Annotated in this window: 25 protein-coding genes and 1 riboswitch; of the genes, 4 read left to right on the top strand and 21 right to left on the bottom strand. The window is 62.4% G+C overall.

Translation table 11 applies throughout. The features are described 5' to 3' along the window. Positions 1-161: 161 nt before the first annotated feature. The 9 genes from M2368_RS02570 to hisI form a co-directional block, all read right to left on the bottom strand. On the bottom strand, positions 162-326 hold the full coding sequence (locus tag M2368_RS02570; RefSeq protein WP_181149008.1) for a hypothetical protein: 165 nt from the start codon (positions 324-326) through the stop codon (positions 162-164). Between the two features lie 92 nt (positions 327-418). After that, positions 419-1,417 (bottom strand): prolipoprotein diacylglyceryl transferase, encoded by a 999-nt coding sequence (gene lgt / locus M2368_RS02565; RefSeq protein ID WP_286134101.1) that lies wholly within the window; start codon positions 1,415-1,417, stop codon positions 419-421. Next, entirely contained in the window at positions 1,417-2,199 is a 783-nt protein-coding gene (trpA, locus tag M2368_RS02560; RefSeq protein ID WP_105656706.1) for a tryptophan synthase subunit alpha, read from the bottom strand. Before trpA ends, lgt begins: the two co-directional genes overlap by 1 nt. Continuing rightward, the gene (trpB, locus tag M2368_RS02555) at positions 2,200-3,531 is read right to left on the bottom strand and encodes a tryptophan synthase subunit beta (RefSeq protein WP_498723981.1); all 1,332 of its coding nucleotides are present in this window, start codon (positions 3,529-3,531) and stop codon (positions 2,200-2,202) included. A 110-nt stretch (positions 3,532-3,641) separates the two neighbouring features. Next, positions 3,642-4,466 carry an indole-3-glycerol phosphate synthase TrpC gene (gene trpC, locus M2368_RS02550; RefSeq protein ID WP_105656708.1) on the bottom strand — a complete coding sequence of 275 codons (825 nt, stop codon included), beginning with the start codon at positions 4,464-4,466 and terminating at the stop codon, positions 3,642-3,644. 1 nt (position 4,467) lies between these two features. After that, positions 4,468-4,716, bottom strand: coding sequence for an HGxxPAAW family protein (locus M2368_RS02545; RefSeq protein WP_105656709.1), 249 nt, complete (start codon positions 4,714-4,716; stop codon positions 4,468-4,470). Between the two features lie 156 nt (positions 4,717-4,872). After that, positions 4,873-5,463: a Trp biosynthesis-associated membrane protein gene (locus M2368_RS02540; RefSeq protein WP_133834236.1), complete on the bottom strand. Its 591-nt coding sequence runs from the start codon at positions 5,461-5,463 to the stop codon at positions 4,873-4,875. Then, positions 5,460-7,031, bottom strand: a complete 1,572-nt coding sequence (locus M2368_RS02535) for an anthranilate synthase component I (RefSeq protein ID WP_498723980.1) — start codon at positions 7,029-7,031, stop codon at positions 5,460-5,462. The genes M2368_RS02540 and M2368_RS02535 overlap by 4 nt, the downstream gene beginning before the upstream one ends. Before the next feature lie 103 nt (positions 7,032-7,134). Continuing rightward, positions 7,135-7,536: a phosphoribosyl-AMP cyclohydrolase gene (hisI, locus tag M2368_RS02530; RefSeq protein ID WP_105656852.1), complete on the bottom strand. Its 402-nt coding sequence runs from the start codon at positions 7,534-7,536 to the stop codon at positions 7,135-7,137. 134 nt (positions 7,537-7,670) lie between these two features. Here hisI and M2368_RS02525 point away from each other — a divergent pair, with 134 nt between their 5' ends. The 4 genes from M2368_RS02525 to M2368_RS02510 all read left to right on the top strand — a co-directional run bounded on the left by M2368_RS02525 (position 7,671) and on the right by M2368_RS02510 (position 10,811). Further along, on the top strand, positions 7,671-8,312 hold the full coding sequence (locus M2368_RS02525; protein ID WP_286134102.1) for a TIGR03085 family metal-binding protein: 642 nt from the start codon (positions 7,671-7,673) through the stop codon (positions 8,310-8,312). Positions 8,313-8,414: 102 nt separating this feature from the next. Next, positions 8,415-9,047, top strand: a complete 633-nt coding sequence (locus M2368_RS02520) for a hypothetical protein (RefSeq protein ID WP_402696022.1) — start codon at positions 8,415-8,417, stop codon at positions 9,045-9,047. Positions 9,048-9,276: 229 nt separating this feature from the next. Then, positions 9,277-9,915, top strand: coding sequence for a DUF6318 family protein (locus M2368_RS02515; RefSeq protein ID WP_146112905.1), 639 nt, complete (start codon positions 9,277-9,279; stop codon positions 9,913-9,915). A gap of 5 nt (positions 9,916-9,920) precedes the next feature. Next, positions 9,921-10,811, top strand: coding sequence for a hypothetical protein (locus M2368_RS02510; RefSeq protein ID WP_498723979.1), 891 nt, complete (start codon positions 9,921-9,923; stop codon positions 10,809-10,811). A 54-nt stretch (positions 10,812-10,865) separates the two neighbouring features. Here the strand turns inward: M2368_RS02510 and hisF are convergent, their stop codons facing one another. From hisF to def, 12 genes are all read right to left on the bottom strand, one after another. After that, on the bottom strand, positions 10,866-11,636 hold the full coding sequence (hisF, locus tag M2368_RS02505) for an imidazole glycerol phosphate synthase subunit HisF (RefSeq protein WP_105656715.1): 771 nt from the start codon (positions 11,634-11,636) through the stop codon (positions 10,866-10,868). Between the two features lie 21 nt (positions 11,637-11,657). Next, a complete protein-coding gene (gene hisG / locus M2368_RS02500) occupies positions 11,658-12,506 on the bottom strand; it encodes an ATP phosphoribosyltransferase (protein ID WP_105656716.1) in 849 nt (282 codons plus the stop codon). A 142-nt stretch (positions 12,507-12,648) separates the two neighbouring features. Continuing rightward, a complete protein-coding gene (locus tag M2368_RS02495) occupies positions 12,649-12,912 on the bottom strand; it encodes a phosphoribosyl-ATP diphosphatase (RefSeq protein ID WP_038991810.1) in 264 nt (87 codons plus the stop codon). Positions 12,913-12,984: 72 nt separating this feature from the next. Continuing rightward, positions 12,985-13,476 carry a 6,7-dimethyl-8-ribityllumazine synthase gene (ribH, locus tag M2368_RS02490; protein ID WP_332594955.1) on the bottom strand — a complete coding sequence of 164 codons (492 nt, stop codon included), beginning with the start codon at positions 13,474-13,476 and terminating at the stop codon, positions 12,985-12,987. A 36-nt stretch (positions 13,477-13,512) separates the two neighbouring features. Continuing rightward, positions 13,513-14,760 carry a 3,4-dihydroxy-2-butanone-4-phosphate synthase gene (gene ribB / locus M2368_RS02485; protein ID WP_105656718.1) on the bottom strand — a complete coding sequence of 416 codons (1,248 nt, stop codon included), beginning with the start codon at positions 14,758-14,760 and terminating at the stop codon, positions 13,513-13,515. Further along, a complete protein-coding gene (locus tag M2368_RS02480) occupies positions 14,760-15,383 on the bottom strand; it encodes a riboflavin synthase (RefSeq protein ID WP_105656719.1) in 624 nt (207 codons plus the stop codon). The genes ribB and M2368_RS02480 overlap by 1 nt, the downstream gene beginning before the upstream one ends. A gap of 34 nt (positions 15,384-15,417) precedes the next feature. After that, complete coding sequence (gene ribD, locus M2368_RS02475) at positions 15,418-16,458, bottom strand: bifunctional diaminohydroxyphosphoribosylaminopyrimidine deaminase/5-amino-6-(5-phosphoribosylamino)uracil reductase RibD (RefSeq protein WP_105656720.1); 1,041 nt, start codon at positions 16,456-16,458, stop codon at positions 15,418-15,420. Positions 16,459-16,473: 15 nt separating this feature from the next. Next, positions 16,474-17,175: a nicotinamide riboside transporter PnuC gene (gene pnuC / locus M2368_RS02470; protein WP_105661574.1), complete on the bottom strand. Its 702-nt coding sequence runs from the start codon at positions 17,173-17,175 to the stop codon at positions 16,474-16,476. A gap of 115 nt (positions 17,176-17,290) precedes the next feature. Continuing rightward, a riboswitch (FMN riboswitch) is annotated at positions 17,291-17,428 on the bottom strand. A gap of 41 nt (positions 17,429-17,469) precedes the next feature. Next, the gene (gene rpe, locus M2368_RS02465; protein ID WP_105661463.1) at positions 17,470-18,132 is read right to left on the bottom strand and encodes a ribulose-phosphate 3-epimerase; all 663 of its coding nucleotides are present in this window, start codon (positions 18,130-18,132) and stop codon (positions 17,470-17,472) included. Positions 18,133-18,160: 28 nt separating this feature from the next. Further along, positions 18,161-19,684, bottom strand: a complete 1,524-nt coding sequence (locus tag M2368_RS02460) for an RsmB/NOP family class I SAM-dependent RNA methyltransferase (RefSeq protein ID WP_105656722.1) — start codon at positions 19,682-19,684, stop codon at positions 18,161-18,163. Continuing rightward, positions 19,681-20,613, bottom strand: coding sequence for a methionyl-tRNA formyltransferase (gene fmt, locus M2368_RS02455; RefSeq protein ID WP_498723978.1), 933 nt, complete (start codon positions 20,611-20,613; stop codon positions 19,681-19,683). Before fmt ends, M2368_RS02460 begins: the two co-directional genes overlap by 4 nt. A 3-nt stretch (positions 20,614-20,616) precedes the next feature. Next, positions 20,617-21,180, bottom strand: a complete 564-nt coding sequence (gene def, locus M2368_RS02450; protein WP_332486710.1) for a peptide deformylase — start codon at positions 21,178-21,180, stop codon at positions 20,617-20,619. Positions 21,181-21,246 lie beyond the last annotated feature (66 nt).

The following is a 21,246-nucleotide window of genomic DNA, read 5'->3' as shown; positions in this document are numbered from 1 at the left end:
CGAGGTTTCGGGGACGAACATTTCCCACCTCGTTGTGGTGCTGCACCAGCTGGCCTTTCCAGGGGTCGATCGACCAGCGTGGCGCGTGGATCACACGTTACGCAGGTTTTGTTTCTCGCATGCGCGTGCTTGTGTTTCAGGAATGTTAAAAACTTCTGCCGCTACCGGCGCGGAAAAAGCAGTTTTTTGCGGGCGGGGATCGCGAAAACCGGTTTTGCCAGCCGGTTTTGATAGCCGCCCAATGTTTCGGGCATGTTGCGCCCGAGGGACGGAAAACTGCCCAGATTTTCCGGACATTTCGCCATATTGGGGCCAGAGCGCGTCATGAAAGCGGATCCGGGCAGCTGCTGGCGCGGCTTAAACCACCGGTGGCCGGCAAGCGTGGATGCTTGCCGGCCACCGGAATGGGGCTATGGAATTATTGCTGCCGCTCTGTGGCGTCGCTGCCCGGATCGGAGCTGGACTCCGCCGGTGAGTGCGCGGCGGGCTTGGCGCGATCTGCTTCGACCGGCTGCGCCGGGGCCCTGCCTGGCAGGTAGAACGGATCGACCTGCTGCTTGCGCAGCTTGCCCAGGACCACGATCAGCGCGAGGATGCCGGCGATGGCGATGCCGATCGCCAGCCACTGGTGCACGCGCAGGGCCAGCGGCCCGATGGCGATGATTTCGGCCGGGTCCAGGCGCAGCGATTCGGTGAAGGTGCGGCCGATGCCGTACCAGATCATGTAGCAGCAGAACAGTGCGCCGCGGCGCAGCTTGAACTTCCGGTCCAGCGCGATCAGCACGAAGGCGCCCAGCACATTCCACAGCGACTCGTACAGGAAGGTCGGGTGGAAGAGCGTGTCCGCGGGCAGCCCGGCCGGAAAGTTGTAGCTGTCCGCATCGATCTCCAGGCCCCACGGCAAGTCGGTCGGCGCGCCGAACAGCTCCTGGTTGAACCAGTTGCCCCAGCGCCCGGCCGCCTGCGCCAGCAGCAGGCCGGGCACGGCCGCGTCGACGAAGGCCGAGAGCCGGATGCCGGCTTTCCGGCAACCGATCCACGCTCCGAGTGCACCGAGCGACACCGCGCCCATGATGCCCAGCCCGCCAAGCCAGATCTGCGGGATCTCGGCCAGGTGGGCGGTTTGCCCGCCGAGCCCGAAGTAGTACATCGGGTCGGTGATCAGCACATGGTAGAGGCGTCCGCCGATGATGCCGAAGGGGATCGTCCAGATGGCGATGTCCCAGAGCATGTCGGAGTTGCCGCCGCGGGCGCCGAGGCGCTTGTTGGTCAGCCACAGCGCGATCAGGATGCCCGCCAGGATGCACAGCGCGTAGGCGTGGATGGTCAGCGGGCCGATCGAGATCCTGGCGAATTCCGGCGGCGGCGAAGGGATGGAGGCGGGCAAGGCAAGCGCCAGCTGCGCGGCAAAAGCCATCAGGCCCGTCCGCTCAGTTCGGCGGCCAGGGCGCCCACGGCCGGCACTCCCCCGTCACGCAGGGCGGCGACCAGCGCGGTGCCGACGATCACGCCGTCGGCGTAGGCGCCGATTTCTTCCACGTGCTCGCGGCGCGAGACGCCCAGGCCCACGCAGGCATTCTCGGCGCCGGCGTTGTGGGCGGCGGCGACAACTGCCTGCGCGGCGGAGGATACCTCGGTACGGGCGCCGGTGACGCCCATCAGCGACACGCAGTAGACGAAGCCGGAGGACGCATCCACGGTGCGCTGCACCCTCGCTTCGGTGGACGAAGGGGCAATGAGGAACACGCGCTCCAGGCCGTGCTTCTCGCTGGCCTGGATCCATTCGGCGGCCTCGTCGGGCACCAGATCCGGGGTGATCAGGCCGGCGCCGCCGGCTTCGGCGAAGCGCCGGGAGAACTCGTCCACGCCCAGGCGCAGCACCGGGTTCCAGTAGGTCATGACCATCACGGCCACGTCGGTGCGTTCGGTGATTCCGCGCACGATGTCGAAGATCTGCGGGACCTTGAAGCCGTTGGCCAGCGCCTGCACGGTCGCTTCCTGGATCACCGAACCGTCCATCACCGGGTCGGAGTACGGGATGCCGATCTCGATGACATCCACGCCGTTCTCGGCCAGCGCCACGGCGGCCTCGATGCTGGTGGCGACGTCGGGGAAGCCGGCAGGCAGGTAGCCGATGAGGGCCGGGCGGCCCTCGGCGCGGGCTGCGGCGATCTTCTGGGCGCTGGTCACGCGGGTCATCTACTTCTCCTCGGATTTCTGCGAGCCGGAGTTCTGCGCAGTGGCCGCGTTGATTTCGGCCTCGGCGTCTTTTTCGTCGATCATGTTGAACCAGGCGGCAGCGGTGCCCACGTCCTTGTCCCCGCGGCCCGAGAGGTTCGCGATGATGATGGTCTCTTCGGGGACCGCGCCTTCGGCGATCTTGCGCGCCGCCAGGCGGATGGTGCCGGCCAGGGCGTGCGCGGACTCGATCGCCGGCAGGATGCCCTCGGTGCGGCACAGCGCCTTGAACGCGTCCATCGCCTCGGTGTCGGTCACCGGCTCGTACTTCACGCGGCCGATGTCGGCCAGGTAGGCGTGCTCCGGGCCGACGCCCGGGTAGTCCAGGCCCGCGGAGATGGAGTGCGATTCGACGGTCTGCCCGTCCTCGTCCTGCATCAGGTAGGACTTCGCGCCATGCAGCACGCCCGGGCGGCCCAGGGTGATGGTCGCGGCGTGGCGGTCGGTGTCCACGCCGTCGCCGCCGGCCTCGTAGCCGTAGATCTCCACCTCGGGATCGTCGAGGAAGCCGTGGAAGATGCCGATCGCGTTCGATCCGCCGCCGATGCAGGCGGTGACCGCGTCGGGCAGGCGGCCGGCCTGGGCCAGGATCTGCTCGCGGGCCTCGTCGCCGATGACCTCGTGGAAGTAGCGGACCATGGCCGGGAACGGGGCGCCGCCGGCGGCGGTGCCCAGCAGGTAGTGGGTGTTATCCACGTTGGCCACCCAGTCGCGCAGCGCCTCGTTGATCGCGTCCTTCAGCGTCTGGGAGCCGACGGTGACCGGGATGACGGTGGCGCCGAGCAGGCGCATGCGCGCGACATTCAGCGCCTGCCGGCGGGTGTCTTCCGCGCCCATGTAGACCACGCATTCCAGGCCCATCAGGGCCGCGGCGGTGGCCGAGGCGACGCCGTGCTGGCCGGCACCGGTCTCGGCGATGATGCGGGTCTTGCCCATGCGCTTGGCCAGCAGCGCCTGGCCGAGCACGTTGTTGATCTTGTGGCTGCCGGTGTGGTTCAAGTCCTCGCGCTTGAGGAAGATCCGCACCCCGCCGCAGTACTGCACGGAAAAGCGCTTGGCTTCGGTGAGCAGGGAGGGGCGCCCCGAGTAGTTCTTGTTCAGGTCCTTGACCTGGGCGATGAACTCGGGGTCGTTCTTGGCCGCTTCGAAGGTCTCGTTCAGCTCGTCCATGGCGGCCATGAGGGACTCGGGCATCCATCGCCCGCCGTAGGCACCAAAGTACGGGCCGCTTGCGTGCCTTAGCGACTGTGCATCGATCGACTGGCGGTGCTCGGAGTTTTCCGGAGTGCTCATCGATTCCCTCTTTCCTCGTACGGAGCTTGATTCGTGGTAAGTCTCGTGCCCCGCCGGAAACTCCTGCGGGGCACGAAAAGCAGTTCTGGGTCCTTCGCCGCCGTGCGCGGCTAGCGCTGCGGCTTGGCGCCGGTACCGGCCTTGATGAACGCGGCGACCGAAGCGCGCGGATCGGCATGCTTCACCAGCGCTTCGCCGACCAAGACCGCGTCGGCGCCGGCCGCACCGTATTGGACGACCTGTTCGGTGGATTCCACACCGGACTCGGCGACGATCACCGCCTGGGCCGGCAGCAGCGGAGCGAGCTTGCCGAAGGTGGCTGGATCGACGTCCAGCGTCTTCAGGTTGCGCACGTTCACACCGATGATCTTCGCTCCGGCCTTGCTGGCGCGGGCGATTTCCTCCTCGGTGTGGGTCTCCACCAGGGCGTTCATTCCCAGCTGGTGAGTCAATTCTAGGAAAGATGCCAGCAATTCATCATTCAGCGCCGCAACAATGAGCAACACGAGGTCAGCGCCGTGGGCGCGGGCTTCGTAGATCTGGTACTCGTCGACCGTGAAATCCTTGCGCAGCACCGGAATCTGCACGGCAGCGCGTACCGCGTCGAGATCCTGGAGCGAACCGCCGAAACGGCGGGCTTCGGTGAGCACGGAAATCACCGAGGCGCCACCGGCCTCGTATTCAGCGGCCAGTACGGCAGGCTCCGGGATATCTGCCAGCGCACCCTTGGACGGGGACTTGCGCTTGACCTCGGAGATGACACGCAGCGTGGTGTCGCGGGCGGCCTGGTCGGCATGGCCACCGAGCGCGGCGAAAGCATCGCGCGCAGGAGCTGCCGCTGCCGCGGCCTGCTTGATCGCTTCCAGGCTGGTGATTGCGCGACGGGCGCCCAGGTCTTCCCGGACGCCCGCGATGATCTCATCAAGAACAGTCAATTTAGTGCGATGCTCCGCTGCGAGCGCCGCCCACGCCGAAACCGGCTGCCTTCAGGATCCAGCCCAGGAGCAGGCCAACCACCATGATGCCGCAACCGACCCAGACGATGGACCAGGCGAAGTAGGCGAAGGCGATGCCGGCCACGATTGAACCGGCAATCATGGTCAGTACGCAGGCCCACGCTGCGATGGAGTTACCGTGGCCAATCTCTTCGGTGTATACCGGATCGAGCTCGGTGTTCTGCGACATGTTCGATGTCTCCTCATGTTGTGATGCTGCGTCCCGGCAGGGCGTTGCTGCCCGGGACGTTGGTCTTCAGGTTCCATTCTGCCACCTGCGCGCGAGAACCTCCTATTCCGGAAGCCTTCGTTTCGCGCCGGTGGTGCGAATCACGATCCGCCCGGGTTATTTCCGGCCAGCAGTCGGGTCTTCGCCGTCCGAGAGCTGCTCCCAGCTGGCGATGTTGCGCGAGGACTGGTCCTTGGGCTCCGCGCTGGACCTTGCCGCCTGCCGATCGTACTTGCTGGCCTTGGCGGGCCAGCGGCCGGCGAAGACGAACACCAGCACGGCCTGCAGCGCCATCAGCACTCCGGCGAACACCGCCACCGCTGGCCACGCGCTGAGCGTGTACTCGCCGACGTTCTGGGCCAATCCGGTAGCTTCGGCCACGGTAGTGGAGGCGACGGCCTGCGGATCGCGCAGCGCCCCGAGGCCGGCGGCAACCACGGTGGCACCAGCGAGCAGGCAGATCGCCGCAATGATGTAGCGGGCGATCTTCCCGGCGATCAGCAGCGCCAGCGAACCGGCCAGCACCACCACGGAGACCGCGGTGACCGAGGCGGCCGCGGTGGCGCCGTCGATGGCGATCTGCGGGATCTGCACGGAACTGGAGGCCACATCGACGGTGATCCATGTGCGGGTGGCCGACCAGAGGCCGATCAGTGCGCCGGCCATGCCGAAGAGGGCGAGGGTGCGGGCGCTGGTCAATTTCTTCACTTCGTTTCACCTGATTCGGTGTTGATGTTGTGGGCCGCACGCATCGACTGCGCAGCCCAGACGGCGCGCAGCGGAGCGGCTGCCTTGTTCACGGTTTCCAGGGCTTCGTCGGCGAACTTCGAGTCGTTGACGATGCCGCCGCCGGCTTGCACATAGGCGCGTTCCCCCTTGAGCAGGGCGGAGCGGATGGCGATGGCCATGTCCATGTCGCCGGCGAAGTCCAGGTAGCCGACCACGCCGCCGTAGATGCCGCGGCGGTACGGTTCGTACTCGTCCAGCAGCTGCAGGGCGCGGGGCTTCGGTGCGCCGGAGAGCGTGCCGGCCGGGAAGGTCGCGGCCAGCACGTCGTAGGCGTCCACGTCGTCGCGGGTCTTGCCCACCACATTGGAGACCAGGTGCATGATGTGGCTGAAGCGCTCGACCTCCATGAACTGGGTGACTTCCACGGTGCCGGCCTTGCAGACCCGCGAGAGGTCGTTGCGCGAAAGGTCAACCAGCATCAGGTGCTCGGCGCGCTCCTTCTCGTCGTTGAGCAGCGACTTCTCGTGCAACTGGTCGTCCTCGTAGTTCGCCCCGCGCGGGCGGGAACCGGCGATCGGGTGGGTGACCACGTGCGAATCGTTGACGGTGACCAGCGCTTCGGGCGAGGATCCGACGATCTCGAACCGTTCGCCGTGCTCGTTGACGAAGTTGAACAGGTACATGTACGGGCTCGGGTTAGTCGCGCGCAGCACGCGGTAGACATCCAGCGCGTCGGCCTGCGTTTCCAGCTCGAAGCGGCGCGAGACGACGATCTGGAAGACCTCTCCGTCCACGATCGCGGTCTTGGACTTGGCCAGCGCCTTGAGGTACTCGTTCTCATCCCAGGAGTGGGTGACAGCTTCCATCAGGGTTTCGCGCGGCACATCGGTACCGGTGAGCACCGCCGCGGCCGAATCCACCGGCACCGCGAGCTGGTCGAGCATCGCCTGCAGGCGGGTGACGGCACCGTCGTAGGCGCCGTCGACGTTCTCGTCGCTGCCATCGAAATTGATCGCGTTGGCGATCAGCGTGACGGTGCCTTCGGCCGCATCATGGGCAGCCATGTCCGCTACCAGGTTCATGCTCAGCTCAGGCAGGTTCAGATCATCGGCCGGCGGGTTGGGCAGCTTCTCCCAGTGGCGCACGCATTCCCAGCCGATGAAGCCGACCATGCCGCCGGTCAAGGGAGGCATGCCGGGAACGGGTTCGGTCTTCAGCGCGCGCACGGTGTCGCGCAAGACCTCCACGCCCGCACCGCCGGCAGGCAGGCCAGCTGGCGCATGGCCCTGCCAGTAGGCTTCTGAACCACGGGTGCTCAGCGTTGCCGGGGAGTTCACTCCAATGAAGGAATAGCGGCTCCAGACACCGCCCGGGGCAGCCGATTCCATCAGGAAAGTGCCCGGGCGGCCCTGCGCCAGGGTGCGGTAGAGGCCGATGGGCGTGAGCGAGTCAGCCAGCACGGTGATAGTCACGGGGATGACACGACGGTTCGCGGCCATGGCGCGGAAGGACTCGCGGGACGGGGAAATCTTGCCAAGGGTTTTCATCTGTGTTCTTCTTCTACGTATTCTTCGAGCGCGTGCTGCGATGCGCAGCTGGGCGCGGCATTCCCGGCGCTAGCCAACCGCGTGTGCCGATGCTTCGAAAGTCCTACTCGGGGCGGTGGCCCACGACGGCCGGCAATTCACGATCGGTGAAGCAGGATTCGGTGCCGGTGTGGCAGGCGGCGCCTACCTGGTCGACCTGCACCAGCAGCGCGTCCCCATCGCAATCCAGGGCAACGGACTTCACGAACTGGAAGTGGCCGGAGGTGTCGCCCTTGCGCCAGTACTCCTGGCGGGAACGGGAGTAGAAGGTGACCCGACCAGTGGTCAACGTGCGGTGCAACGCTTCATCGTCCATCCAGCCGAGCATCAGCACTTTCCCGGAGTCGTACTGCTGCGCGATGGCAGCAAACAGGCCATTGGCATCTCGCTTGAGACGCCTGGCAATAGCCGGGTCGAGGCTATGGGATTCAGGGCTCGGATTCGAGCCGTCGTTAGAAGTAGACATCACCATTAGCATACTGGTTTTCCGCGGAATCCAGAGACCTGTGACGTACCGCTCGTCGACGCGCCACGCCGTCTTGGCGACACCACTTTCACCTTGCACAATTTGTCACTTGGAGCGTGCTAGTTTCAGAAGTGATGCACTTAGTTCAGGCTTCCAGACTTGCGTTGGCCGAGACCCTGCTTGCGGCAGGACCTACCGCCGACACCCTTTGCGACGGTTGGCAGACCCGCCATCTCGCCGCTCACCTTGTGTTGCGCGAAAGCTCACTGCTTTCTGCCGGCATGTTCTTCAAACCGCTGTCCAAGAAGCTCGAGGCGAAGCAGAACCAAATGGTGATCGCGGCGCAGACTCCCGAAGGCTATGCCGGGTTGGTCCGCAGCTTCCGATCGGGTCCGCCCGCTTTCTCGCCCTTCGCCATCGACAAGGTCAACCAGTCGGCGAACCTCTCCGAGTTCTTCATCCACACCGAAGATGTGCGGCGTGCCCGCGGCCAGTGGGCTCCGCGGGTCCTGGACACCGAGTACACCGAACTGCTCTGGCAGTCGCTGACCCGCATGTCTCGCCTGCTGTTCCGCCATGCGCCAATTGGCATCATCCTGACGCGTCCCGATGGCCAGCGTCATGTCGCCAAGAAGGCTCCGAACGCTGTTTCGATTACCGGCCCGGTCACCGAGCTGATGATGTACTCGTTCGGCCGCATCGACCAGAGCCTGGTCTTGTTCGAAGGCGGGGAAACCGCATTGGAAATCGTCAAGGGCTTCAAGCCAGGGCTATAAAGCTCCCTTGGTTATCCACATTCGTGGGTGTGCCGTCCAAGTTCGCGTCGCACCGGCCTAGGATTTCGAGCAATCGATATCCAACAGGTCTGGAGCTTGGCCATGAACACGCGCAGAGTCCTTGAGCATTACCCCAGTGTCGCTATCGCCATCGTGCCCGCGTTCGTCTTGGTTGCCCTGGTATCAGCACTCTTCGTTTCAGTCGCTCCCGCCGATCCGGCGTCCTCGGCTTCATTGCCGACTGCTTCAAGTACCACGCAGGCACCTCCATCAAGCGAACTGGAGCTTCCGGAGTCGGCAGATATCACGTATGAAAAATCGGATTACGGAGTCCAGGACGCCGCAACGTACTTCTTCGACTTGCTCAATTATGAAATCATCTACCAAGACTCCGCCGATTTCACCCCGATAGTTACCGGAACATGCAAAGCGGAACAGTGCTGGAAGACCTTCCGCGAGCAAGAAGACCTCCGAACAGGTCCGGAATACATGCAAACCGGCGGCTACTACTTCCTGCACACGGACTATATCGTCCGGTTTGACGGTAATTCTGCTTATCTGATGGGCGAGCTGACCTTGTCTGAACGTTCGCGCCTTCGTCCCGATCAGGAAAACATCATTGTCGAAGAACAAAATCTGGGTGAAATCACCATGGGACTTGAATACACCGACAACGGATGGAAAGTTTCTGCCATCGCGCTTGAGAGTCCCCCGAGTAAAGCACCGCTCAGCTAATTGAACGTGCCTGATTTCAGGCTAGACGAATCCATGAGTCCTGAAATCAAACGTCGCCAGCCGCATCGTTTCACTCCAGACCGTCATCAAACGTGGTTACAGGTAATTGGGATTCGGGATTTAGCTGCCCTGAGTTTTCCACAGATTCCTCGAAAACTCTCCACTTTCTTGAAACACGGGCATAGGATGGCGCACAACCTGGCATTCCCAATGATCATGGAGAGTTCGAATGGACACTCGGAAAATTGCAGTTGTCGCGTCCGTTGCAGCTGTTGCACTCGCACTATCAGGCTGCAACGCCGGGAACGCTGAAGGGCCAACTGCATCACCGACTGAAGCCTCTAAGTCTTCTTCGGCGCCAGGTTCAACGTCGGCTCCGCCGTCGCCGAGCAATACGGAAAAATATGAACCAGCCACGGCAAAAGGTCCAGCGCAAAACGTCCCTGTTCCGAAAATGCCAGAGGCAGCCAAAGTGAAATCGAAGGAAGGCGCAGCCGAGTTCACCAGATATTACTTCGATCTCATCAATTACACTGCCGAAACAACGAAGACTGGGCCGATCAAGAACGTGACTTCTCGCAGTTGCAAGTTATGCGCCGAAGCGATTATCGACTCTGCTGACGAGAGTGCATCAGTCGGTGAATGGCAAGTCGGAGGCGAATATAAGGCATCAGTAATCGACTCTTACATTTCTGCACCAGGAAGGGCCATCGTCACCGCTAGATTCTCCGCAGAACCGTTCGATACTTACGTAGTGCCTGATTCTGTAGTTGCGGAATATTCAGAAGTAAAGTCTTCTTTATCAACTTTTCAATTGTCCTTTGACACCAAATGGACAGTTGAAGATTTACTCGTCGCAGAAGAGTAATTCTCATGCTTTATCTTCGCCTAGCAATGGCCTCACTCCTGCTCTTTTCTCCACTCAGTTCCGTTTCGCTAACGGAGCAACAATCGAATCTCGTACCTTGCAAAAAGAAAGAATCTCTCGGTCAAAAAGATGTAAATGTAAAGTGGTCATTCTGCCCCAAGAAGGATAGAGACGGAGGCTACCACAGAGAGGATCCGCCAATAACGGAAAAGCAAGAGAAACCGAAATATGATTTCCGTGACTTTGATTCATGCAGCCCTACAAATGATTCCTTCATGGGATGCCGATCGAATCCAGACCTAAAGGTTTGCGACGATGGATCTTATCCGATAATCCGCCAAATCTTGGTCTTGGAAGGGAATGATAAAGGCGGCATCCTGGATTCCTTCCGCGTTTGCCCAGAAGACCCCAAGGACGAAAGAATAGAAAGAATTAAAAAGGAATCAGTCAGCGTCTCGCTCGAACAATTCCGATCATTTCCAATCATCGCTTCGAACATCAGCAGTTCCCCGGCGAAATTTTCGTTGCGAAATGGTCATAGTCATCTTTGGGCAACTAGGGAAGTTCAATCTTTCGAATTGGAGATAGGACAAAGTTCGGTACGAATCAATGCGATACCGATTCAGTGGAACTGGAACTATGGGGATGGGACGACTCGAAATCTAAGTTTCCCTGGCGAACCGATGCCGCACCATACGCTGAGAGATAAAACCCCCACGAGTCACTCGTATGGAGAGACGGGAACTTTCAAGGTCGGGGTGACCACTCTCTACCGCGGAGAATTCAGCGTCGATGGTGGCGCGTGGCAAGCTATACCCGGCCAGGCTGCCGTCGCCAGCGTTCCTATTGAAATTGACGTCTGGCGGACCGAGAAGGAACTGATTGCCAACGATTAGCCGGGTACAGCTAAGGCCCAGCTCCATTTGGTGCTGGGCCTTCGGCTTACGTGCCTAGCGAACTGGGTAGCCAGCTTCGCGGATGGCCTGTTTGACCTTGGCGATCATGTCCTTCGGACCGAAGTGGAAAATCGAGGCGGCCAAAACAGCGTCGGCGCCTGCTTCGATTGCTGGAGGGAAGTCCTCAGGCTTTCCTGCACCACCCGATGCGATCAGCGGGACCGAGACCTCGGCGCGAACTGCACGGATCATTTCCAGATCGAAACCATCCTTGGTGCCATCAGCATCGATCGAGTTCAGCAGGATCTCCCCCACGCCTCGTTCAGCCGCTTCCTTGGCCCAAGCTACGGCGCACATGCCCGTGCCGGTCCGACCACCATGAGTAGTAACCTCGTAGCCCGATGCAATCGTCGGATCATCTGTGCGTCGGGCGTCGAGCGACAGCACGAGTACCTGGGAGCCGAAGCGCTGGGTAATCTCGTTGATGACCTCAGGACGGTTCACCGCCGCGGTATTGATCGAGGCCTTGTCGGCGCCGTTGCGCAGCAGGCGATCGACGTCTTCGGCAGCGCGGACGCCTCCGCCTACGGTCAGCGGGATGAAAACTTCTTCTGCGGTATGGCGAACGACCTCATAAGTAGTTTCACGATCCGCGCTGGATGCGGTGACATCCAAGAAGGTCAACTCGTCGGCACCTGCATCATTGTAGCGACGGGCAAGCTCAACGGGATCGCCAGCATCGCGAAGCCCCGCAAAGTTCACGCCCTTCACAACACGTCCGGCGTCAACGTCGAGGCAAGGAATAACACGAATTGCAACGCTCATCAGCGAATTTTCCTTGTCTACTTAGATGCGGCAGGCGTGGATCTGGCTGACCAAGATGGCGCGGGCGCCAACTTCGTACAGCTCGTCCATGATGTTATTGGTCTGCGACTTCTTGACCATGGCGCGCACGGCCACCCAATCGGAGTTTGCAAGGTCCGACACGGTTGGCGATTCCAGGCCAGGGGTCAGCTCGCAAGCCTGGTCGGCAAGCTCGCGGCGGACGTCGTAGTCGAGCATGACGTACTGGCGGGCAACGAGCACACCGTTCAGGCGGCGGATCAGTACGTCCAAGCCGGATGGCTTGTGGCCGACACGGCCGATCATGACTGCTTCGGAGTTCAGCAGCGGATCGCCGAAGATCTCCATGCCAGCGGCCTTGATGGTATTGCCGGTTTCTACAACGTCAGCGATGGCATCGGCCACGCCCAGCCGGACCGAGGATTCGATGGCACCGTCAAGGCGCACGATCGAAGCCTGGATGCCGGACTTTTCGAGGTAGTGGCGCAGCAGCACGTCATAGCTGGTGGCAATGCGCTTGCCATTGAGCTGCTGTGCATCGTTGAAGGCGCCAACCGGGGCAGCGAAGCGGAAAGCCGATTTCCCGATGCCTAGCGAGAGCTGCTCTTCGACAGCGTCGTCGACATCTGCGTCAAGGTACAGATCGCGACCGGTGATGCCTACGTCCAGGATTCCCCGGCCGACATAGACTGCGATGTCGCGCGGACGCAGGTAGAAGAATTCAACTTGGTTTTCCTCATCGACCAGGACCAGTTCGCGGGAATCGCGGCGCTGGAGGTAGCCGGCTTCCTTGAACATGGTGGAAGCGATTTCGGATAGGGCACCCTTATTGGGTAGGGCTACGCGGAGCATTATTGACTCATTTCGTCATGAATGGCGCTGCGGCGATTAGCCATAAACAAGCGCCAAGGATTAATTCGTTGGCCGTTGTTTCTGCCGCCGTGCGTTGACTGCGCCCTGATCGGCAGTGGATCAGGCCGCAATCGCGCGACGGCTATAGATGCTTGTAAACGTCGGCCAAGGTCATTCCCTTGGCGATCATGAGGACCTGAAGGTGGTACAGCAGCTGGGAGATCTCCTCCGCCGCGGCCTCATCGGTTTCGTACTCCGCAGCCATCCAAACTTCGGCGGCTTCCTCGACGATCTTCTTGCCGATGCCATGGACACCAGAGTCGAGTTCGGTGACGGTACGTGAGCCTTCCGGGCGGGATTGTGCCTTGAGCGATAGTTCGCTGAAGAGCTCGTCAAAAGTTTTCACGGAACTTATCCTAGCTGTTTTCTCTGCAGGGGCTGCATTCTGGTGGCCCTTTGTGACAGGGCCACCCGAATGCTATGGCAGTGCGGCTACCGTCATGACGGCAGCCGAGTAGGCTTCATAGCCTTTGTCCTCGCTGGAGTTTTCCAAGCCAGCGCGGTCAAGGGCCTGCTCTTCGTTATCGCAGGTGAGCACGCCAAAACCGATTGGTGTTTTGGTGTCCACGCTCACATTGGTTAAGCCATTGGTCGCGGCCAAGCAGACGTAGTCAAAGTGCGGGGTACCGCCACGGATGACCACGCCGAGCGCGATGACCGCGTCGTAGTCGCCGGCAAGGGTGGAGGCAGCGACCGGCAATTCGAAGGTGCCCGGTACACGGACCAGGGTGGTGCTCGATTCCAGACCGGCATCCTTGGCGGCGCGCTCGGCGCCGTCAATCAGTCCGTTCATGATCACCTCGTGCCAGCTCGCGGCCACGATGGCCACCTTGAGCTGTGAGAACTTCTCCTGAACGGCCAGGGCCTTCAGCTGTTCGCTGACATCGGCAGGTGCGCCATGCTTGCTCATCTTGATGCTCCTTCTATTCTTCTGGATTCGTGGGGTTCAGGCGCCGTGGTAGGCGTCGGCCTGCTGGTCATCGTCGGCATCGGGCAGATCCAGGTGGTGGCCGAAGCGCGTCTGCTTGGTGCGCAGGTAGGCCGAGTTCTGCTCACGCGGTGCAATCTGCAGGCCGATCAGCTCTGCTACCTTGATTCCCGCGTCATTCAGCTGTTCCTGCTTGTCCGGGTTGTTGCTCAGCAATCGGATTTCGTCCATGCCCATGGCCTTGAGGATGGCAGCGACGGCGAAGTACTCGCGTGCGTCGGCAGGGAAGCCCAGATGCAGGTTGGCGTCCAGGGTATCCATGCCGCCTTCCTGCAGGGCGTAGGCGCGCAGCTTGTTGGCCAGGCCGATGCCGCGGCCTTCGTGCCCGCGGATGTAGATGACGTGACCGCCTTCGCGGGCGATGGTTTCCATCGAAGCATGCAGCTGTTCGCCGCAGTCGCACCGGTAGGAACCGAAAATGTCCCCGGTGAGGCACTCCGAATGGATGCGCACCAGGTTGCCGGGCTTAGCGCCGTCGGGGCCGGCGTGGCTGAGCACGACGTGCTCGTGGCCTTCTGCGGTAGCAGCGCGGGCGGTGAAGTCCCCGAAGGCGGTGGGCAGCTTGATCGGATCGGTCAGCTCGATCTCGTCGTTGACTCGGCGCCAGCGGGCCAGGTCGTCGATGGAGATCAGCGGCAAGTTGTGTTCAGCTGCGAAGACGCGCAGGTCATCCAGGCGCATCATTTCACCGTCGTCCTTGGTGATTTCGCCGATCACCCCAACCGGTTCCAAGCCGGCGGCCTGGCACAGGTCGACCGCCGCTTCGGTGTGCCCGCGACGTTCCAGCACTCCCCCGGCCGCAGCTCGCAGCGGGAAGATATGGCCCGGGCGGGAGAGCTGGGCCGGTTCGGTGGCCGGGTCGGCCAGCAGTCGGCTGGTCAGCGCACGATCGGCAGCGGAAATACCGGTGGTGATCCCTTCGGCGGCGTCGCAGGTGACGGTGAAGGCAGTGCCCTTGGCATCCTGGTTGATGCCGACCATCGGGGCCAGGCGCAGCGCGTCGGCCCGCTTGGCGCCCAAGGGCACGCAAATCACCCCTGAGGTGTAGCGGATGGTGAAGGCCATCAGCTCGGCCGTAGCGTGCTGGGCGGCGAAGATGATGTCGCCCTCGTTTTCCCGGTCCTCGTCGTCGACGACCACTACGGCTCGGCCGGCGGCCAGGGCTGCCAGCGCGGTAGGGATGGAATCCAAAGTCGAGGTGCCCATTACTGCTGGCCACCGAATTCATTCAGGCGTGCCACGTACTTGGCGAGCACGTCGACCTCGATATTGATCTTCTCGCCCACTTGGCGGGTGCCCATGGTGGTCTCGGCGAGGGTGATCGGAATGATGCCGACCTCGACCCAGTGCCCACCGGAATTCGTTGCCGGGGAGACTGCGGTAATGGTCAGCGAGATGCCGTCCAGCGCAATGGAACCCTTTTCCGCGGTCAGCGGCGCGTAAGCAGCGTCGATTCCAATGCGGAAGGTGGTCCACTGGCCGTGGTCTTCGCGGGCCAGCACCTCGCCGACGGTGTCTACGTGGCCCTGCACCACATGCCCATCGAGCCGGCCTCCGGCGGGGGTGCAGCGTTCGAGGTTGACCTGGTCGCCGGTTTTCAAGGCGCCGATGGTGGTGCGGCGCAGGGTTTCGCCCATGACGTCGACGCTGAGCGTGTCGCCTTCCAGCTCGGTGGCGGTCAGGCAGACCCCGTTGACGGCAAGAGAACCGCCAAGGCCCAGGTTTTCGGTGTGGCCCGGGGCACGCAGGGTCAGTACTGCCAGATCCTTGCCGCTGAAGGTCTCGATGCCTTCTATGACTCCCTGGCCGGTGACAATTCCGGTGAACATGATTACTCCTTGAAAAGTTTGGGGTTGCTGGCGCTTAGGCGCGGGGCAACGGTTCTAGATGCAGGGCAATATCATCGCCCAGCCGGGTCAACGATTCGTTGCTGGCCGAATCCAGCCGGAAACGCTGCGCGTCACTGAGTGTGGTGGTGCTTGGCATGTTGACCGATGAGCTGCCTGCGCCGATCAGCACTGGTGCTTGGTAGCAGTAGATTTCGTCGGCCAGATCTGCTGCGATGAAGGCCGAGGCGACCGTGGCGCCACCTTCAATCAGCAGGTGGGCCAGGCCCAACTCGTTAGCCCGGGCGATGGCCTCTTGCACGTCGTGGCTGCGGATCTGCGACCAATCGCTTCCCTGGGCGAGTGCCAGATCTGCTGGCAAATCGCGTTCGCCCATGACCAGGCGGAAGGGCTGGCGTTCATGCAGCTGCCCCTCGGGAGTGCGGGCGGTCAGCCGCGGATTGTCGATGATCGCCGTGTTCGTGCCGACCAGGATGCCATCCACGCGGGAGCGCAGGGTGTGCGCGTGGTTGCGCGAGGCCTCGGAGGTGATCCATTGGCTCGTGCCATCCGGTGCGTTGATCCGGCCGTCGAGCGACTGGGCAATTTTCACCGTGATGAACGGTCGGCCTTCGGCCTTGGCGATGAACCAGCGGTGGTTCAGCTGCTTCGCCGCGGAGAAATCCTCCAGCTGGGTGGCTTGGGTTCCGTGGCTGCGCAGGTAGTCGGCACCTCCGCTGGCGGCGGTGTTATCCGAGACTGCGTAGTACACCTGCCCGATGCCGGCTTCCACGATGGCTCGGGCACAGGGACCTGTGCGACCGGTGTGGTTGCAAGGTTCGAGGGTCACTACCATCGTCAGTTCGCGGGCCTTGGCAGGAGGCATCTTGCCCAGGCGCCGCAGTGCGTCGACCTCGGCGTGCGGATGCCCCGCCCCGATATGAAAACCGGTGGCGATGATATTTCCCTCGGCATCCAGGACGCAGGCGCCGACCAGCGGGTTGGCCCCGCGGTGGCCGCGTCCGGCGGTTTCCAGCGCGGTGCGCAATGCGGCGTCGAGCTGCTGGGTCGTAATCATGGTGCTGCTCCCCTTTCAGCGTTGGCGCGAGATGGTTGGATCGAGCATTTCGGTTTCAATCTGGGGTTTCGCGTCGCGCTTGGACTTGGCCCAGACGAAGAAGCCGACCAGGGTGAATGCCCCGTAGAACAGGTACATGAACGCGCTGGCGTAGTAGCCGGCGGAGAACAGCAGCGGCACGCCTACGGCGTCAACGGCGACCCAGATCAGCCAGAATTCGACCCAGCCCTTGGCCATGCCGTACGTGGCGAGCATCGAACCAACGAAGGTCCACGCATCAGCCCAGACAGGTTCATAGGAGCCGAGGAGGCGGAAGATCGGTGTCACTGCGAGGGTACCGAGGATCAGCACGGCGATCAGGCCCAGGCGAGCCTTGTTGGAAGCCCATTCAGGGGTGACGGCGCTACCGGTGCCGTTCTTGGCCTGCTTCCAGCGGTACCAGCCGAAGACCGAGACGGCGATGAACATGATCTGCCGGCCGGCTTGGCCCCAGAGGTTGGCAGTGTATCCGGTATCGAAAATGCTGCCCAGGAACACCGTCAGCAGCAACAGGTTGCCGACGATTCCGATAGGCCAGGCCCAGACTTTGCGGCGCATGCCGCCCACGGCGCTGGCCAGGCCGAAGATATTGCCTACGACTTCGCGCACCAAAAGTGCCGACGAGCCGATCGCAATTTGTGAGTTGAAAGCTTCAATGAGCCACCGCAGGAAATCCATCATTCCACCCTTCTCGAAGCGGCGGCTCCGGGGGTGTGCATTTGATGGGCCTGTGGCTCTGCTTTAAGAGATAGACCCGGTGCGGGCTATCGGCAGTACCAGTAGGCATATCAAATTCGTGCTTCTCCCATCCAGACTTTAACTGTCGGTACCGGAATTTCACCAGTTCAACCGTTCCCTCAGCTTGTGGCTTTGGTTGCGGGTCGCGGACTATCACCGCCGGTTCGGACTTTCACCGACCCCGGAGCACGTATTCGTGTTTACTGGGTTTATTCTGACACACTTTGTGCGCCGCTAGTGACCGCCCAGCGCAAGATTGCGTAATACATCGATTTCCACCGATGGCTCCTGGGCCGAGTACACCGCGGAACCGGCGACGAAGACATCCGCACCGGCTTCGGCGGCGCGCAGGATCGTGTCGCGCGAAATGCCGCCGTCAACCTGCAGCGCAATCGGCTTGCCGCTGCCGTCAATGGCAGCCCGGGCACGCTTGATCTTGGGAAGGACCAGATCCAGGAACTTCTGGCCGCCGAAACCTGGTTCCACGGTCATCAGCAGAACCATGTCCAGCTCGCCGAGCATGTCCAGGTAGGGTTCGATCGGCGTGGCCGGGCGCAAGGCCATGGCGGCCCTGGACCCGGCGGAACGCAATTCACGAGCCAAGCGGACAGGAGCTGCCGAAGCCTCGGCGTGGAAAGTTACCGAATCCACGCCGAGCTGCGCGTATTCCGGGGCCCAGCGATCCGCGTTCTCAATCATCAGGTGCACATCGATCGGCAGCTTGCTGACCTTGTGCAGCGCATCAACCACGGGCAAGCCCAAGGTCAGATTGGGAACGAAATGGTTGTCCATGACATCCACGTGGACCGCGTCGGCAGTGTGGATGCGGTCCAGCTCGCTAGCGAGGTTCGCAAAATCAGCGGACAGGATCGACGGGTTGATCCGCGCATTACGCATGGATGCTCCTTGGAATACTCGGGCTTGGCTAGGCTTTTTTGGTCAGGATTGCCATGAACATGGCGTCGGTGCCGTGCACGTGCGGCCACAGCTGCACGGTGCTCCCATCGCCCAGTGCATGGCCTGCCGATGGCGCGTCCTGATACATCACCGAGGAAACCGCGGCGCTGGTATCCAGCAGTGCCGCGTTTTCGTGGTGCTTCAAGAAGTCTTCCACAACCAGGCGGGTTTCGGCCTGATGCGGCGAACAGGTGACGAAGCCGATGACGCCGCCGACGCGGACCGCGTTGAAGGCTGCAGCGAGCAGCTCGCCTTGCAACTTGGTCAGTTCCGGAATGTCGCGCGGGGCTTTGCGCCAACGCGATTCCGGGCGGCGGCGCAATGCGCCCAAGCCGGAGCAAGGGGCATCGACCATGATGCGGTCGTAGTCCCCTGCATAGTCCAGACCGCCGAAGCTGCGTCCGTCGTCACCGGTGACCATCCAGTAGTCATGCGGCACCGCAGCCAACGAGTTCTCGACCAGGCGAGCGCGGTGCGGTGTTGGCTCGTTGGCAGTCAGTCGGGCGTCGCGCTGCACGGCGATCGCTGCGAGCAGCGCCGCCTTTCCGCCTGGACCTGCGCAAAGATCCAGCCAGTAGCGGTCCTCGCCGGCTTCGGGCAATTCGATAGTAGCCAGGGCGCGGGCCATGACCTGGCTGCCGGCATCCTGGACACGCACCGTGCCTTCCTTGACCCCTGGCACACGCGAGACGTCGCCGTGCTTGTAGGTGGCCGAATCAGCCAGCAAGGTGCCCGGTTCCGCCCCGGATTCCAGGGCGCCGGACAGATCGCCCAACCCCGGCAGGGACACCAGGTTCACCAACGGCGCCAGGTTATCCGCTTCCAGCAGGGCTTCGAGTTCGCTGGCGTCGCGGCCATGGGAAATCAGCGCGCCACGCAAGGCACGGACAATCCAATCCGGGTGCGAGTGCTCGATGGCCAGCCGCTCGGACTCCGAAGCGGCAGCATTGGCCAGCAGTTCGGTCCATTCGTCGGCTTCCTTGGCCGAAACGCGCCGCAGTACGGCGTTGATCAGGCCGGACGGACCGGCACCGATCTGCGCACGAGCCAGCGACACGGTTTCATCCAGGGCGGCATGCTTGGGCACACGCATGGCCAGCAGCTGGTGGGCGCCCAGGCGCAGCGCATCGAGGATGGCCGGATCCAGCTCGGCCAGCGGACGGTCAACCAGGGTGGTCAGGATCGCGTCGTAGAACCCCTGTCCGCGCAGTGCCCCGTAGGCCAGTTCGGTGGCGAAGCCCGCGTCGCGGCGGTCAAGCTGGTATTCGCGGATCATCTTCGGCAGCACCAGGTTGGCGTAGGCATCCGCGCCGGATACCTCACGCAGGGTCTTGAAAGCTACCAGGCGTGCCGGGTCGGCCGCGCGCTTTCGCTGGCCGGGTGCGGATGCCGAATACTTGCGCGGGCCGGCCTGGCCGCGGTTGCGGGTACGGCCCTGCTCATTGCGGCGATCATTGTCGCGGTATCCGCCGCGTGGTTCCTGTCCGCTCATGCGAAGCTCACTTTCGTTCCCTGGGTGAGCACTCCACGTGCCCAGTCGCTGGCGTTCATCATTTTCTTGCCCGGAGGCTGGATTCCGGTGGGCTGCAGGGCCCAGGTGGCGGTGCCGATGTATACCTTCGGCTGCTTGCCTGGCTCGATGCGCACTTCGCCTGGCGCAAGGTCGGTGATCTCGCGGTGCTCACGCAGTGGACCGAATTTGAAGCGCTTGTCTTCGGCCTTGACCCAGGCGCCCGGGGACGGGGTCGTTCCGTGGGCGCGCCGACGGATTTCCGTGGCGGTCCGGGTGAAGTCCAGCTCCGCATCCACGTCGGTAAGCTTCGGTGCGTAGGTGTGCGATCCGGACTGCGGAATGGCAATGGCCTGCCCGGAATCCAGAGCTTGCAAGGTCTGCACCAGCAGCTTCGAGCCGGACCGGCTGAGCCGTTCGAGCATGATGCCTGCGGTGTCCAGTTCACCAATTCTCTCGGTGACCTGTCCGAATACCGGACCTGTGTCCAGTCCGGTTTCCAGCTGGAAGGTGACTGCACCGGTGATGTCGTCGCCGTTGATAATGGAATGCTGCACCGGAGCGGCACCCCGCCAGTGCGGCAGCAAGGAGAAGTGCAGGTTGATCCAGCCATAGGTTGGAACTGCCAATGCCGCCTCCGGCACTAGCCCTCCATAGGCGACGATGGCCGCGGCTTGAAGATCCAAGGCCGCAAGTTCGGCGGTAGTTTCTTCGGTGATCTTGGCAGCCTTGATGATCGGCAGGCCAAGTTCTGCGGCGCGAGCGGCAACCGGCGATGGGGTCAGCACGCGTTTGCGTCCCAACGGGGCATCGGGACGGGTGAGCACTGCGGCAATTTCAAAACCGGCCTCGTGCAGGTAATCCAGGGAAGTGACGGCGACCTGTGGTGTGCCGGCGAATAAAATACGCATGAGTTAGAACCCCAATCCTGCGCCAAAGCTGGAGCCCAGGGCTCCGGAACGTTTCTTTACGGTGGCGTTAGCGGTCTGCGAGTAGTTGTTGGCCCGCAAGGTGCGCCACGCCGCTTTCTTTTCTTCTGGTGCCAGCCGGTCCAGGAACAAGATGCCGTCCAGGTGATCGGTTTCGTGCTGGAAGCAGCGGGCGAGCATGTCGGCGCCTTCGAGTTCTACCGGGTTGCCGAACTTATCGAAGCCGGTGGCCCTGGCATAGCGCCGGCGCCGAACTGGTGCTGCAATGCCCGGGATGGACAGGCAGCCCTCCACCTGGTCTTCCTGGTAATCCTCGCTGAGCTCCAGCACCGGATTCACGATATGTCCGCGTTTTTCGCCAATTTGGTAGGTGAAGACGCGCAGGGAAACACCGACCTGCGGTGCGGCAAGTCCTGCACCGGTGACGTTTTCCATCGTCTGGTCCATGTCTTCGACGAGCTTCTGGAGCTCCGGGCCAAAGTCGGTCACCTCCTGCGCTGGGGTGCGTAGAACGGGGTCTCCGATGATCCGAATTCCCAAAATCGCCATAATCCGCTGGTACCTTCCCTGCCGTGGACATTGGTATTAGGTTTCGCAATGCCGAAAGCTAACCGT

The organism is Arthrobacter sp. JUb119, from assembly GCF_024807995.1.
Lineage (GTDB): Bacteria > Actinomycetota > Actinomycetes > Actinomycetales > Micrococcaceae > Glutamicibacter.
Note: the sequence above shows the minus strand (reverse complement) of the source record. Positions and strands in the feature narration are given on the sequence as shown.